General features: G+C 34.0%; 23 protein-coding genes. All 23 read left to right on the top strand.

Features of this window, described 5'->3' with window-relative positions; all coding sequences use genetic code 11:
- The first annotated feature begins 57 nt into the window (after positions 1 to 57).
- The 23 genes from tuf to KAT95_01880 all read left to right on the top strand — a co-directional run bounded on the left by tuf (position 58) and on the right by KAT95_01880 (position 12,974).
- A complete protein-coding gene (tuf, locus tag KAT95_01990; GenBank protein MCK4520617.1) occupies positions 58 to 1,257 on the top strand; it encodes an elongation factor Tu in 1,200 nt (399 codons plus the stop codon).
- A 67-nt stretch (positions 1,258 to 1,324) separates the two neighbouring features.
- Positions 1,325 to 1,630 carry a 30S ribosomal protein S10 gene (gene rpsJ, locus KAT95_01985; GenBank protein MCK4520616.1) on the top strand — a complete coding sequence of 102 codons (306 nt, stop codon included), beginning with the start codon at positions 1,325 to 1,327 and terminating at the stop codon, positions 1,628 to 1,630.
- Between the two features lie 71 nt (positions 1,631 to 1,701).
- Positions 1,702 to 2,316 carry a 50S ribosomal protein L3 gene (gene rplC / locus KAT95_01980; protein ID MCK4520615.1) on the top strand — a complete coding sequence of 205 codons (615 nt, stop codon included), beginning with the start codon at positions 1,702 to 1,704 and terminating at the stop codon, positions 2,314 to 2,316.
- 17 nt (positions 2,317 to 2,333) lie between these two features.
- Positions 2,334 to 2,978 (top strand): 50S ribosomal protein L4, encoded by a 645-nt coding sequence (rplD, locus tag KAT95_01975; protein MCK4520614.1) that lies wholly within the window; start codon positions 2,334 to 2,336, stop codon positions 2,976 to 2,978.
- A gap of 1 nt (position 2,979) precedes the next feature.
- The gene (gene rplW / locus KAT95_01970) at positions 2,980 to 3,450 is read left to right on the top strand and encodes a 50S ribosomal protein L23 (GenBank protein MCK4520613.1); all 471 of its coding nucleotides are present in this window, start codon (positions 2,980 to 2,982) and stop codon (positions 3,448 to 3,450) included.
- Between the two features lie 5 nt (positions 3,451 to 3,455).
- Positions 3,456 to 4,289, top strand: coding sequence for a 50S ribosomal protein L2 (rplB, locus tag KAT95_01965; protein MCK4520612.1), 834 nt, complete (start codon positions 3,456 to 3,458; stop codon positions 4,287 to 4,289).
- Positions 4,290 to 4,399: 110 nt separating this feature from the next.
- Entirely contained in the window at positions 4,400 to 4,717 is a 318-nt protein-coding gene (gene rpsS, locus KAT95_01960; GenBank protein MCK4520611.1) for a 30S ribosomal protein S19, read from the top strand.
- Between the two features lie 12 nt (positions 4,718 to 4,729).
- Positions 4,730 to 5,239 carry a 50S ribosomal protein L22 gene (gene rplV / locus KAT95_01955; protein ID MCK4520610.1) on the top strand — a complete coding sequence of 170 codons (510 nt, stop codon included), beginning with the start codon at positions 4,730 to 4,732 and terminating at the stop codon, positions 5,237 to 5,239.
- A 107-nt stretch (positions 5,240 to 5,346) separates the two neighbouring features.
- The gene (rpsC, locus tag KAT95_01950; GenBank protein MCK4520609.1) at positions 5,347 to 6,027 is read left to right on the top strand and encodes a 30S ribosomal protein S3; all 681 of its coding nucleotides are present in this window, start codon (positions 5,347 to 5,349) and stop codon (positions 6,025 to 6,027) included.
- Positions 6,028 to 6,041: 14 nt separating this feature from the next.
- A complete protein-coding gene (gene rplP, locus KAT95_01945; GenBank protein MCK4520608.1) occupies positions 6,042 to 6,446 on the top strand; it encodes a 50S ribosomal protein L16 in 405 nt (134 codons plus the stop codon).
- A 10-nt stretch (positions 6,447 to 6,456) separates the two neighbouring features.
- Positions 6,457 to 6,639, top strand: a complete 183-nt coding sequence (gene rpmC, locus KAT95_01940) for a 50S ribosomal protein L29 (protein MCK4520607.1) — start codon at positions 6,457 to 6,459, stop codon at positions 6,637 to 6,639.
- A 1-nt stretch (position 6,640) separates the two neighbouring features.
- The gene (gene rpsQ, locus KAT95_01935) at positions 6,641 to 6,871 is read left to right on the top strand and encodes a 30S ribosomal protein S17 (GenBank protein ID MCK4520606.1); all 231 of its coding nucleotides are present in this window, start codon (positions 6,641 to 6,643) and stop codon (positions 6,869 to 6,871) included.
- Positions 6,868 to 7,239: a 50S ribosomal protein L14 gene (gene rplN / locus KAT95_01930; GenBank protein MCK4520605.1), complete on the top strand. Its 372-nt coding sequence runs from the start codon at positions 6,868 to 6,870 to the stop codon at positions 7,237 to 7,239. The genes rpsQ and rplN overlap by 4 nt, the downstream gene beginning before the upstream one ends.
- Positions 7,240 to 7,242: 3 nt before the next feature.
- Complete coding sequence (gene rplX, locus KAT95_01925) at positions 7,243 to 7,578, top strand: 50S ribosomal protein L24 (protein MCK4520604.1); 336 nt, start codon at positions 7,243 to 7,245, stop codon at positions 7,576 to 7,578.
- An 84-nt stretch (positions 7,579 to 7,662) separates the two neighbouring features.
- Complete coding sequence (gene rplE, locus KAT95_01920; GenBank protein ID MCK4520603.1) at positions 7,663 to 8,226, top strand: 50S ribosomal protein L5; 564 nt, start codon at positions 7,663 to 7,665, stop codon at positions 8,224 to 8,226.
- A 1-nt stretch (position 8,227) separates the two neighbouring features.
- Positions 8,228 to 8,413 carry a type Z 30S ribosomal protein S14 gene (locus KAT95_01915; protein MCK4520602.1) on the top strand — a complete coding sequence of 62 codons (186 nt, stop codon included), beginning with the start codon at positions 8,228 to 8,230 and terminating at the stop codon, positions 8,411 to 8,413.
- Between the two features lie 95 nt (positions 8,414 to 8,508).
- A complete protein-coding gene (gene rpsH, locus KAT95_01910; protein MCK4520601.1) occupies positions 8,509 to 8,898 on the top strand; it encodes a 30S ribosomal protein S8 in 390 nt (129 codons plus the stop codon).
- Between the two features lie 92 nt (positions 8,899 to 8,990).
- Complete coding sequence (gene rplF, locus KAT95_01905) at positions 8,991 to 9,572, top strand: 50S ribosomal protein L6 (GenBank protein MCK4520600.1); 582 nt, start codon at positions 8,991 to 8,993, stop codon at positions 9,570 to 9,572.
- A 1-nt stretch (position 9,573) separates the two neighbouring features.
- Complete coding sequence (locus KAT95_01900; protein MCK4520599.1) at positions 9,574 to 9,930, top strand: 50S ribosomal protein L18; 357 nt, start codon at positions 9,574 to 9,576, stop codon at positions 9,928 to 9,930.
- Between the two features lie 5 nt (positions 9,931 to 9,935).
- Positions 9,936 to 10,403, top strand: a complete 468-nt coding sequence (locus tag KAT95_01895) for a 30S ribosomal protein S5 (protein MCK4520598.1) — start codon at positions 9,936 to 9,938, stop codon at positions 10,401 to 10,403.
- 18 nt (positions 10,404 to 10,421) lie between these two features.
- A complete protein-coding gene (rplO, locus tag KAT95_01890) occupies positions 10,422 to 10,850 on the top strand; it encodes a 50S ribosomal protein L15 (protein ID MCK4520597.1) in 429 nt (142 codons plus the stop codon).
- 151 nt (positions 10,851 to 11,001) lie between these two features.
- Positions 11,002 to 12,300, top strand: coding sequence for a preprotein translocase subunit SecY (gene secY, locus KAT95_01885; protein ID MCK4520596.1), 1,299 nt, complete (start codon positions 11,002 to 11,004; stop codon positions 12,298 to 12,300).
- Positions 12,301 to 12,302: 2 nt separating this feature from the next.
- Positions 12,303 to 12,974, top strand: coding sequence for a nucleoside monophosphate kinase (locus tag KAT95_01880; protein MCK4520595.1), 672 nt, complete (start codon positions 12,303 to 12,305; stop codon positions 12,972 to 12,974).
- Positions 12,975 to 13,025: the final 51 nt, after the last annotated feature.

The following is a 13,025-nucleotide window of genomic DNA, read 5'->3' as shown; positions in this document are numbered from 1 at the left end:
ACATATTAACAAAAATTAATGTTAAAATGTTAAAATGCTTAGATGTTAAAATGATTTATGGCTGAGAAAGAAAAATTTGAAAGAGGAAAAACTCATCTTAATATTGGCACCATTGGTCATGTAGACCATGGCAAGACCACTCTTACTGCAGCTATACTGCACATTTTAAGATTAAAGGGATTCAAGGCCTCAGAAAAAGCAGTAGATCAGATTGATTCTGCTCCAGAGGAAAAAGCGCGCGGCTTAACTATTAATATTTCTCATTTGGAGTATGAAACAGAGAAGAGGCATTATGCCCATATTGATTGTCCTGGCCACGCTGACTATATTAAGAATATGGTTACCGGAGCCGCGCAGATGGATGGCGCTATTTTGGTTGTTTCTGCGGCTGACGGCGTTATGCCTCAAACCAGAGAGCATATTTTACTTGCCCGTCAGGTAGGATTATCAAATATAGTAGTGTTTTTAAATAAATGCGACACTGTAGACGACCCTGAAATAATTGATTTAGTGGAATCAGAAGTAAGGGAGCTTTTAAAGAAATATAAGTTTCCTGGTGATGAAGTTCCAGTGATTCGCGGTTCAGCTATTAAATCATTAGAGGTAAAGTCAGTTGATGAAGAGGCAGCAAAACCCATCTTAGATTTAGTCAAAGCAGTAGATGATTATTTCCCTGAACCAGTCCGGGATATTGATAAGCCAGTTTTAATGGCTATTGAGGATGTTTTTTCTATTGCTGGAAGAGGAACTGTTGCTACTGGCAGGATTGAAAGAGGTGTAGTGCATCCAAATGAGGAGGTAGAACTTATTGGTTTTAAACCTACTCAGAAAACAGTCGTAGTAAGCGTTGAAATGTTTAATAAAATGCTGGATGAAGGAAGGGCAGGTGACAATGTTGGTATTTTGCTTAGGGGTTTAAAAAAGGAAGAAGTTGAAAGGGGGCAGGTTTTGGCTAAGCCAGGCAGTATAACACCTCATACTGAATTTGAAGGCGAGGTTTATATTTTAAGCAAAGAAGAAGGCGGAAGGCATTCTCCTTTCTTCACTGGCTATAAGCCTCAATTCTATATTCGAACCACTGATGTTACTGGTGATGTTGTTCTGCCAGAAGGGACAGAAATGGTTATGCCAGGAGATACGGTTACCTTAAAGATTAAATTAATTGCTCCAGTTGCTCTTGAAGAAAAGCAAAGATTTGCTATTAGGGAGGGAGGTAAAACTGTTGGTGCTGGAGTAGTAACAAAGATTATTAAGTAAATCAAAAGCAGGAACTTAAAAGTTTAAAATAAACGTGGCTACAAAAAAGAAAGCAGTTGAAGAAGAGATTAAGTCCAAACTTCGTATTAAGTTGCGGGCTTATGATCATAAAGTTATTGATAATAGCGCTAGGCAGATTGTTGAAACAGTCGAGCGCTATGGTGTTGAAGTTTATGGTCCCATTCCTTTACCTACTGAAATTCATAAATATACAGTGAATAGATCTTCTTTTATTCATAAAGATAGCAGAGAGCAGTTTGAAATGAGGGTTCATAAACGTTTGATTGATATTCTTAATCCAAATCCCAAAATTGTTGATGCTTTAACTAGTTTGACTCTTCCAGCTGGTGTAGAAATTGAAATCAAGATGTAATATAAAATAAAAATATCGGCCAAGGCAGAAAACCGGGCTATACCCGGTTTTTAATTAAATCTAAGTAAAATATGAAATTTATTTTAGGAAAAAAATTGGAGATGAGTCAGTTTTTTGACGAAAAAGGCAAGCAGGTTCCAATAACTTTAATTGAGGCTGGACCTTGTTATATTACACAGATAAAAATGCAAGAAAAGGATAAATATGAAGCGATTCAGATTGGTTTTGAAAAAATTACCAAGCAAAAAAAAATTAAGAAAACTATGAAAGGAAAAGAGTTTAAATATATCAGAGAGTTTAAGCCCGCTTTCGCTAAATCTTTAGATAACAAACAGGAATTAAAAATAGGTGATAAGATAGATGTTTCAATTTTTGAACAAGGAGATAAAGTAAGAATTTCCGGTATTTCCAAGGGAAAAGGTTTTCAAGGAGCAGTGAAAAGATGGGGTTTCCATGGAAGAAATGCCACTCATGGAGTGAAGCATGAACAAAGAACATTAGGTTCAGTAGGAAGTTCTTTCCCGGAAAGGGTTATTAAGGGAAGAAAAATGCCTGGCAGAATGGGAGCTGAAAGAGTTACAGTTAAGAATTTAAAAATAGTCAAAATTGATAAAGATAATAATCTATTAGCAGTGAAAGGCGCAATACCAGGTCATCGCGGCACCTTGCTGGAAATCCGAGTATAGTTCGAGAACAGTTATTTATGAAAATTAATCTTTACAATCAAAAAGGCGAGAAGAAAGAAGAAGTTGAATTGCCAAAAGAGATTTTTGAGGTTGCTTTTAATTCTGATTTGGTTCATCAGGTGGTTGTTTCGCAAATGGCAAACAGGCGGCAGAATAGCGCGCACGCTAAAGACAGAAGCGAGGTTAAAGGAGGCGGCAGAAAGCCGTGGAGGCAGAAAGGCACTGGCAGGGCAAGAGTAGGCTCTATCCGTTCGCCTTTATGGAGAGGAGGAGGCATTACTTTTGGTCCTGTTAAAGAGAGAGATTTTAAAAAAATAATTCCCAAGAAAATGAAAAGAAAAGCTCTTTTTATGGTTTTGAGCCAAAAAGTAAAAGTAAAAGGATTAATTATTTTAGATGAATTAAAAATTGATAAGGCGAAAACAAGAGAGATGAAAGTCATAAGAGATAATTTAGTCAAGCCAGATAAGAAAAAAATAAAGAGCGTTTTAATCGCTTTGCCAAAGATGGATAAAAATGTAATTTTATCAGCAAGAAATATTCCTAAATTAGCGACGATTCAAGCAAAAGAATTAAATTGCCTTGATATTTTAAATTATAAATATTTGATTATGCCGAAAGAGTCAATAAAAGTAATAAAAGAAACATTTGTAAAATCTTAATATGAAATTATTTGATTTTTTTAAAAAAGAGAAGAAAAAAATTGAAGAAAAACCTAAGATTGCTGAAAAAAAGGAAGTTAAAGAGAAAAAAGAAGTTGAACCTAAAGTTGTTGAAAAAGAAAAAAAGGAAGAAAAACCGAAAAAGAAAGTAGATTTAGCCCGTCCGCCAAGACCTCGTTCAGACGGAGTCGGGCAGGCTTGGAGGGTTTTAGAGCAACCTCATATTTCTGAAAAAGCGACTGATTTAACTAAAGAAAATAAATATATTTTTAGAGTTTTCCCCAAATCAAACAAAAAAGAGATTAAAAAAGCAGTAGAAGGTATTTATGGAGTTGATGTTTTAGATGTTAGGACTGTTAGTATCCCTAGGAAAAAAAAGATGAGAGGTAGAATTCTTGGTTGGAAAAAAGGATATAAAAAAGCAATTGTAAAAATAAAAAAAGGCCAAAAGATAGAATTATTGCCAAGATAAAATATATGAAGAAGTATAAACCAACGACACCGGGAAGGAGAGGCATGACCAAAATTGAATCTCCTCAATTAAACAAGAAAAAACCTGAAAAAGGTTTAATTTCAATATTAAAAAAAAGAGGAGGAAGGAATTTACAAGGGAGAATTACTATAAGGCATAGAGGCGGCGGCGCAAAAAGAATGTATCGCCACATTGATTTCAGCCAGGAAAAAATTAATATTCCAGCAAAAGTTGTTGCTTTAGAATATGATCCTAATCGCTCTGCTTTTATCGCTCTTTTAGAATATGAAGATAAGGAGAAAAGATATATTCTCGCTCCTCAGGGATTAAAAGTAGATGATACGATTGTTATTTCAGAGAAAGGAGAGTTTAAGCCGGGAAACAGAATGAAATTAAAAAACATTCCAATAGGAACCTTAGTTTATAATATTGAGTTTGAGCCAGGCAAAGGAGGGCTTATTGTAAAAGGAGCAGGCACCACAGCGAGAGTTTTGGCTCAAGAAGGAGGATATACTCATCTTGTTCTTCCTTCTTCTGAAATTAGAAAAGTATCAATGGAATGTTTTGCTTCAATAGGAATGGTTTCAAATCCTGAATATAAATATGTTAAAATAGGAAAAGCAGGCAGGAGCCGTTATAAGGACAGAAGGCCGCATGTTAGAGGATCAGCAATGAATCCTGTTGACCATCCTCATGGAGGCGGAGAGGGAAGAACCGGAATTGGAATGAAGCATCCGAAAACGCCTTGGGGGAAACCTGCATTAGGGGTAAAAACAAGAAAGAAAAAATGGACAGACAAGCTTATTATCAAGAGACGAAAGAAGAAGAAAAAAACCTAAAAAATTAAAAGTTTAAAGTTAGAAGTTAAAAGTCAAAGTTTTAAGTTAAAAGTTTTAATAAATAATTTTTAATTTTTCACTTTTAACTTGACTGAGCGAAGCGAAGGAACATGGCTAGATCTCTGAAAAAAGGTCCATATGTGGACGAAAAATTATTAAAAAAAATAAGCAAGTTCAAGAAAGGCGACAGAGTAATTATTAAGACTTGGGCGAGAGCTTGCACTATATCTCCAGAAATGGTTGGTTTTACATTTGGCGTTCATAACGGCAAGGAGCATATTCCAGTATTAGTTGCAGAGGATATGGTGGGGCATAAGTTAGGTGAATTTGCTCCAACAAAAAAATTTGTAAGGCATGGGGGAAAAATACAGAAAGAGCAGGAAATAAAAACAAAACAGCAAGAAACCGAAAAAGATAAATCATCTTAATATTTTGTTTATATGAACATTACAGCCAAACTAAGATATCTTCATATTGCGCCGCGAAAGGTTCGTTTAATGGTTGATTTGATTAGGGGAAAATCAGTTGAGCAAGCTCAAAGGATTTTAAATTTCACGCCGAATAGATCGTCTGAGCCGTTATTAAAACTCTTGAAGTCAAGTATAGCTAATGCTAAAGATAATCTTCAGCTTGAAGAAGATAATCTTTATATCTCAAAGATTTTTGTTGATGAAGGACCGAAGCTAAAAAGATGGCATGCTCAGTCAAGAGGAAGAGCTGCTGAAATTCAGAAAAAGAGTTCTCATATTTCTTTAGAATTAAGCGAGATTAAAAAGAAAAAAGTTAAAAAGGTTAAGAAAACAGAAAAGAAAGTTGTAGATGAGAAAATAGAGAAGGAAGAAAAAACAACTGTCAAACCAGAACAACCAAAGCCAAAGGATACGAAAGAGAAATATGTGCCAAAAATAACACAAGGCATGAAAAGAGTATTTAGGCGAAAAGCCTTCTAAATTAAAAGTTTAAAGTTAGAAGTTAAAAGTCAAAGTTAGAAGTTAAAAGTTTTAATAAATAATTTTTAATTTTTCACTTTTAATTTTTAACTTGAGCGATAGCGAACATGAGTCATAGAGTGCATCCAAAAGCATATAGATTGAGAGAAACAAGTGATTGGGATTCTCGATGGCAGTTTAAAAAGAGTATTCCTAAATATTTAAAGGAAGATTTTGTGATAAGAGACTTTTTAGAAGAAAGGCTAAAGGATTCTGGGGTTCAAAATATTGAAATTGAGAGATTTCCCGGTAAAGTCAATATTATTATTAATACTTCAAAGCCAGGTTTTATTATAGGCCGCGGAGGCAAAGGAGCAGAAGAACTTAAAAAAGAGTTAGAGAAAAAAATCATTAAGAGCTATAAGCCACTTATTAATCAAAAATTAACAGCATTAAACAAAGTAAAAGAAGAAATCAGAATTGAAATTAGAGAAATTAGAAATCCTTGGACATATTCGAATATTATTGCTCAATGGATTGCCCAGCAGATAGAAAGGAGAATGCCTTATCGCAGGGTATTAAAACAAGCATTGAGCAAGATTATGGTCAATAAAGAAATAAAAGGGGCAAGAGTAGAGGTTTCCGGTCGTTTGAATGGAGCGCAAATCGCGCGTAGAGAATGGATAAAAAATGGCCGTCTTCCAAGACAAACATTAAGAGCAGATATTGATTATGGAACAGCAAGAGCTTATTGTACTTATGGTGTGATAGGAATAAAGGTATGGTTATACAAAGGCGAAAAATTTTAACTTTATAAAGGAACATGTTGATGCCAAAAAAAATTAAACATAGAAAATGGCATAAAGGCCGTTCAAGAGGGATAGAGAGGCGGGCAGCTGATCTGTCTTTTGGCAGTTATGGTTTAAAAGCATTGGAGAAAAAATGGATTACAGCCCGCCAAATTGAGGCAAGCCGCAGAGCTATTATTAGATATTTAAAAAAAGGTGGGAAGCTTTGGATAAGAATTTTTCCAGATAAACCTATAACTAAAAAAGGAACAGAAGTTCCTATGGGCGGAGGAAAGGGAACTGTTGAATATTATGCTTTTCCAATAAAACCAGGTAGAATCATTTTTGAGTTAGAAGGAATAAAAGAGGAAATGGCCAAAGAAGCTTTTAGCAGAGCGGCAGATAAGCTGCCGATAAAGACAAAATTTATTAAAAGATAATCTATAATTTATGCAGGCAACAGAATTACAACGTAAATCAAAATCAGAGCTTCATGGTATTTTAATAAAAAATCGTGAGAAATTACGACAGTTGCGTTTTGATTTAGTCTCTGGTAAAGTGAAAAATGTTAGAGAGATTAGAAAAATTAAAAAAGAAATTGCTCAAATATTAACAATTTTAAAGCAAAATTAGTATGAAGAAAAAATTAAAAGGAATAGTTGTTTCTAATAAAATGTTAAAGACAATAGTGGTAGAGGTAGAAAGGATAAAAGTCCATCCTAAATATAAGAGAAGATATAAAATGCATAAAAAATATAAAGCCCATAATGAAAATGGAGAATTTAATGTCGGCGACAGGGTTATAATTGAAGAAACAAGGCCAATATCAAAAGACAAACGATGGGTAGTAATTAAAAAGATATGATTCAGCCGCAAACAATGTTAAAAATAACAGATAATACCGGAGCCAAACTTGCTCAGTGTTTTAAGGTGCTCGGCGGCACCAGGAGAAGATATGCTCAAATTGGAGATATAGTAGTAGCAGCAGTGAAAAAAGCAGAGCCAAGGAAAATTGTTAAAAAACATGATAAAGTTAGAGTAGTAATCATCAGGCAGAAAAAAGAATATAGGCGTTCAGATGGTTCTTATATTCGTTTTGATGATAATGCAGGAGTAATTCTTGAGGGTAAAACTAAAGAACCAAAAGGAGGAAGAATTTTAGGCCCTGTTGCCAGAGAGTTAAAAGAAAAAGGATTTGATAAAATAGCTGGAATGGCAAAGGATCTTGTATAAAACATGAAGATAAAAAAAGGCGATACAGTATTAATAATTTCAGGCAAGGACCGAACCAGAAAAGGCAAGGTTCTTGAAGCTTTGCCTAAAGGGCAAAGAATTTTAGTTGAAGGCATAAACATAAGAAAAAAAAGTGTTAGGCCTAAAAAAACTGGTGAAAAAGGACAGATAGTAGAAATGCCTGGTTCAATCTCTGTCTCAAATGTGAAGCTGATTTGCACTAAATGTAAAAAAGCGGCAAGGATAGAATATAAAATAGTAAAGCCAAAAGCAGGATCTGCCAGCAAATCGAAGAAGATTAAAATAAGAATTTGTAAAAAGTGCGGAGGAGAAATTTAAATCATACTAACATTTAAGCATACTAACATATTAACAAAAAATAAAATCAGAAATGTTAAAATGCTTAAATGTTAAAATGTTAAAATGAGTGTTGTCAAACTAAAAGACAAATATATTAAAGAGGTTGTGCCGGCTATGAAAAAAAAGTTCGGATACAAAAACAGTATGGCTGTTCCTAATGTTGAAAAGGTAGTGGTTAATATTGGTTTTGGCAGAATGATAACAGATAAAACATCTGATGAAAAAAAGAAAATTAAGGCAGCAATTGTCCATGATTTAGCTTTAATATGCGGACAACGTCCAGTTTTAACTAAAGCAAAGAAATCTATTTCTACATTTAAAATCCGTGAGGGTATGGAGATTGGAGCCAAAGTGACTCTAAGAAAACAAAAAATGCATGATTTTTTAGATAGATTAATTCATATCGCGCTTCCTCGTTCACGTGATTTTCAAGGTATTGAGCTTAAATCAATTGATCAAAAAGGAAATTTAACTATTGCTATAAAAGAACATATATCTTTTCCAGAAATATCCCCGGAGAAAACAAGATTCCTTTTTAGCTTTGAGATTACTATTGTAACCACAGCAAAAAAAAGAGAGCAAGGATTAGAATTATTAAGATTATTAGGTTTCCCAATAAAGAAATAAGATGGCTACTAAATCACAAATAGCAAAATCAAATAAAAAACCCAAATTTTCAACTCGTATTGTAAGGAGATGTTTTAGATGCGGCAGAAAGAGAGGCTATTTAAGAGAATTTGGACTATGCCGAATTTGTTTCAGGGAAATGGCGAATAAAGGGCAAATCCCAGGAGTAAAGAAATCAAGCTGGTAGTTTGCATCTAAACATACAAACATGCTAACATTTAAACAAAATTTTAATTTATTATGTTAAAATGTTTGAATGTTAAAATGTTAAAATGAATTTTTATGACTGATCCAGTAACTGATATGTTTAATAGAATAAAAAATGCTCAAGCCGTATTAAAGCCTACGGTTGATATTCCTTTTTCAGCTTTCAAATATGAAATTGCAAAGATTTTAGAAAAGACAGGATACATTAAAAAAACGGAAAAAAAGAAAAGAAAGACAGAAAAAATAATAGAACTTTCTCTTAAATATAATAAAGATATTTCGGCTATCACTGAGTTAAAAAGGATTTCAAAGCCAGGACAGAGAATTTATATTCCTTATCAGAAAATAAGGAAGATAAAAGGAGGATTTGGAACAGCTATTATTTCCACATCAAAAGGATTGATGGCTGATGGAGAAGCAAGAAAAAATAGATTAGGAGGAGAGGTAATATGTGAAATATGGTAAAGTTCATCTAAACATACAAACATGCTAACATTTAAACAAAATTTTAATTTATTATGTTAAAATGCTTAAATGCTAAAATGTTAAAATGATTTATGAGTCGTATAGGCAAAAAACCAATTGAAATACCAGATGGTGTCGAACTAAAAATTGATGGTCAGAAAGTTACAGTTAAGGGTCCTAAAGGCGAACTTTCTAAAGAGGTTCGGCCTGAAATTGATATTGAAATTAAAACTCAAGAAGTTTACGTTTTTCCTAAAAAAGAAAACCAGAAAACGACTTCAAGAAAAGAATCAGGAAAGCAAGCAAAAGAGATTAATGCTTTTTGGGGGTTGACTAGAGCTTTTTTAGCCAATATGATACAAGGCGTTAAAGATGGTTATGAGAAAAAGCTTCAAATAGAAGGTTTGGGATACAAGGCCTCTTTAGATGGAAATGATTTAATATTAAACATCGGTTTTAGCCATCCAGTGAAAATTAAATCTTTAGATGGCATAAAATTATCAGTAGAAAAAAATATTATTACTATTTCAGGTATTGATAAAGAATTAGTTGGCATGGTCGCTGCTAAAATAAGAAAAGTAAAACCGCCGGAGCCGTATAAGGGAAAAGGAATTAGATATATTAATGAAATAGTCAGGAAAAAGGTAGGTAAAAAGGCAGTAGCCGCAGAATAATATGTTAAAAAAACAAGAAAAAAGATATAGACGGCATAAAAAAGTAAGAGTTAAAATATCTGGGACAGCTAAAATTCCGCGGCTTTGTATTTTTCGTTCAAATAAATATATTTATGCCCAGCTAATTGACGATGAAAAAGGTAAGACAATTTTAAGTTCAAGTGAGTTTGAAATTAAAAAAGCAAAAAATAAAGAAACCACTAAAATCTTTATTGCTAATCAAATTGGGGAACTGATTGCTAAAAAGGCCGTTGAGAAGAAAATTAAAAAAGTGGTTTTTGACAGGGGCGGATATAAATATCATGGAAGAGTCAAAGCGTTAGCCGAGGGAGCAAGAAAAGGAGGACTAAATTTTTAAATTATATGGAAAGATTTATAAGAAAAGAAAAACCAAAAGATGAGTTTGATTCTAAATTATTAGATTTAACTCGAGTAAGCAGGATGACAGCCGGCGGACGCCGGATGAGATTTCGCGCTGTTATGGTTGTTGGCAATAGAAAAGGAAAGGTTGGATTAGGTGTTTCCAAAGGCAAGGATGTGGCCCAAGCGATTGAAAAGGCTACACGTTTAGCAAAGAAAAATTTAATTGAAATTCCTATTGTAGAAGGCACTGTTCCTTATGAGATTATTTCTAAATTCGGAGCAGCTAAGGTTTTACTTAGACCCCAAAGAAAAACAAGGGGGTTAGTTGCTGGCGGTACAGTCCGTGTAATTTGTGATTTAGCCGGTATAAAGAATATATCTTCAAAGATTCTTGGAAGGACTGGAAACAAACTTAACAATGCCAAAGCAACTATTCAAGCATTAGAAAAATTAAAACCAAAAAGCTAAATTTATTGCTTCGAAAACATGCAGATAAATCAAATTAAGCCAAAACATAAAGCAAAACAAAAAAAACGGATAGGCCGCGGCGGTAAACGCGGTACTTATTCTGGTCGAGGAATGAAAGGTCAGAGATCGCGCGCTGGAAGAACTTCAGAGCCGATTATCCGCGGATTAATTAAGAGATACCCCAAACTTAGGGGATATAAATTTAATAAATGGAAAGTAAAACCGACAATAGTTAATATTAGCAGTTTAGAGCAGTTTAAAGACGGAGACAAAATTAGTCCTTCTGTCTTGTTTAAAAAGGAAATAATTCGTAGAATAAAAGGGAAGGCGCTGAAAGTAAAAATTTTAGGCAATGGAAAACTAACCAAGTCATTGACGATTGAAGGATGTGATGTTTCAAAATCAGCAAAAGAGAAGATAGAGAAAGCCGGCGGCACAATTATATGAGAAACTAAATCATTTGCTATGAAAACAAAATTTTTCAAATTCAGCCCTCCTTCGGGCTTCGCCGCGCCCACGCCCCAGAATTTGAAAAATCTGTTTTCTTCGCAACTTTTTACTTTTTCACTTTTAATTTTTAACTTGAGCGTAAGCGAACATGTGGTTTAATAAGCTTATCCAAATATTTAAAATTCATGATTTGCGGAACAAACTTTTTTTTGTTCTGTTTATTTTTGCTGTTTTTCGATTAATGGCAAATATTCCTGTTCCTGGAGTAAATCTTGAGAATCTAAAGATGTTCTTTGCCAGCAATGAAAGTTTAAGTTTATTAAATTTATTCACAGGCGGCGCATTGGAAAGGTCTTCTATTGTCATGCTGGGATTGGGCCCGTATATTACTTCAGTCATTATTCTTCAGCTTTTGACAATGATTTTTCCGCAGTTGGAAAAAATGTATAAAGAAGAAGGAGAGGCAGGCCGCAGGAAATTCAATCAATACGGAAGAATATTAACTGTTCCTTTTGCCGCTTTACAGGGATTTGCAATGTTGAGTCTGCTTCAGCGCCAGAGTCCGCCAGTAGTTGAATTTGCTTCTCCAGTTTTGCTGCTGGCTGCTGTTTTAAGCATTACAGCAGGAGCGGTCTTTTTAATGTGGCTGGGAGAATTAATTACTGAAAGAGGAATTGGTAATGGTGTTTCTCTTTTAATTTTTGCCGGTATTATTGCAGCTTTTCCAATGTCTATTTATCAAAGTTATTTTGACGTTGAATCAAGCCCTGAGAAAACTCTTTCTTATGTCTTGTTCTTTGTTTTAGCTTTGGTTATAATTTTCAGCGTTGTTTTAGTTAATGAGGCGCGCAGGAATATTCCTGTCTCTTATGCTAAAAGAGTAAGGGGGATGAAGATGTATGGCGGCGTATCTACTTATTTGCCATTGAATCTTAATCCTGCTGGTGTTATTCCTATTATTTTTGCTCTTGCTATTATGCTTTTTCCTGGAATGATTGCCAGTTTTTTAGGAGGTGTAGGAGGAATGGTGGGCAATATCGCCCAAACTCTTGGTAATCTTTTTGATCCGCAAAGAAATCTTTTAGTTTATGGAATGTTCTATTTTATTCTAGTGGTCTTATTTACATTTTTTTATACAGCAGTAACATTTGACCCTAAAGCGATTGCTACTAATTTGCAGAAAATGGGCGGATTTGTGCCTGGTATCAGGCCAGGTTCTTCCACTGCAAACTTTTTGAAATATATTTTAAACAGAGTCTTGCTTTTCGGAGCTTTGTTCTTAGGTTTAATTGCAGTAATGCCTTTTATAGTAAGCGGTATAACCAGCGTTCAAACATTTTCCTTTTTAATAGGAGGAACATCTTTGTTGATTATTGTGAGCGTTGTCTTAGAAACTATAAAACAAATAAATTCCCAACTACAAATGAGAGATTACGATACATTTTAAATATGTCTAAGCCATTAAATTTTACTTTAATAGGGAGATCTGGTTCAGGAAAGGGGACACAAGCAAAACTTTTGATGAAGCATTTTGGAAATCTATTTTATGTTTCTACTGGTGATTTGTTTAGAGATTTATCCAAAGCTAATACAGATACGAGCATAAGAGTTCAAAAAATAATAAAAGAAGGAGGTCTGCCGTTTGATGATTTAGCAGCTGCTTTATGGATGCATGAACTTGCTTATAATCTTAAAGAAAACCATGGATTTATTCTTGATGGCGCTCCTCGCCGAGTTAATGAAGCTCAAACATTAGACAGATATTTAGATTTTTTAGAAAGAAAAGAAACCTGTTTTAATTTATTGATTGATATTTCCAGAGAAGAAGCATTTGGCCGTTTATCAAAAAGAAGAATTTGTAAAAAGTGCGGGCATTTAATTCCATGGGTTGGCGAATTTAAAAAATTAAAAGTTTGCGACAAATGCGGCGGAGAATTGATTACTCGGGCTGACGATAGTCCAGAAGCAATAAACAGTAGATTAGATTTTTATGATAATAGAGTAGCTCAAACAGCTAAATTTTATAAAAACCAAAACCGTCTTATAAAAATCAATGGTCAGCAACCAATTGAAGATGTTTTTAAAGATATTCTAAAAGCCATAAATTCAAAATCAAAATAAAAATTAGCGTCACAAACTAACACGATCGTGCTACTTTGTGACTGGCAAAAA

Source organism: Candidatus Parcubacteria bacterium, from assembly GCA_023131895.1.
Classification (GTDB): domain Bacteria; phylum Patescibacteriota; class Minisyncoccia; order Minisyncoccales; family JAGMDC01; genus JAGLYZ01.
Note: the sequence above shows the minus strand (reverse complement) of the source record. Positions and strands in the feature narration are given on the sequence as shown.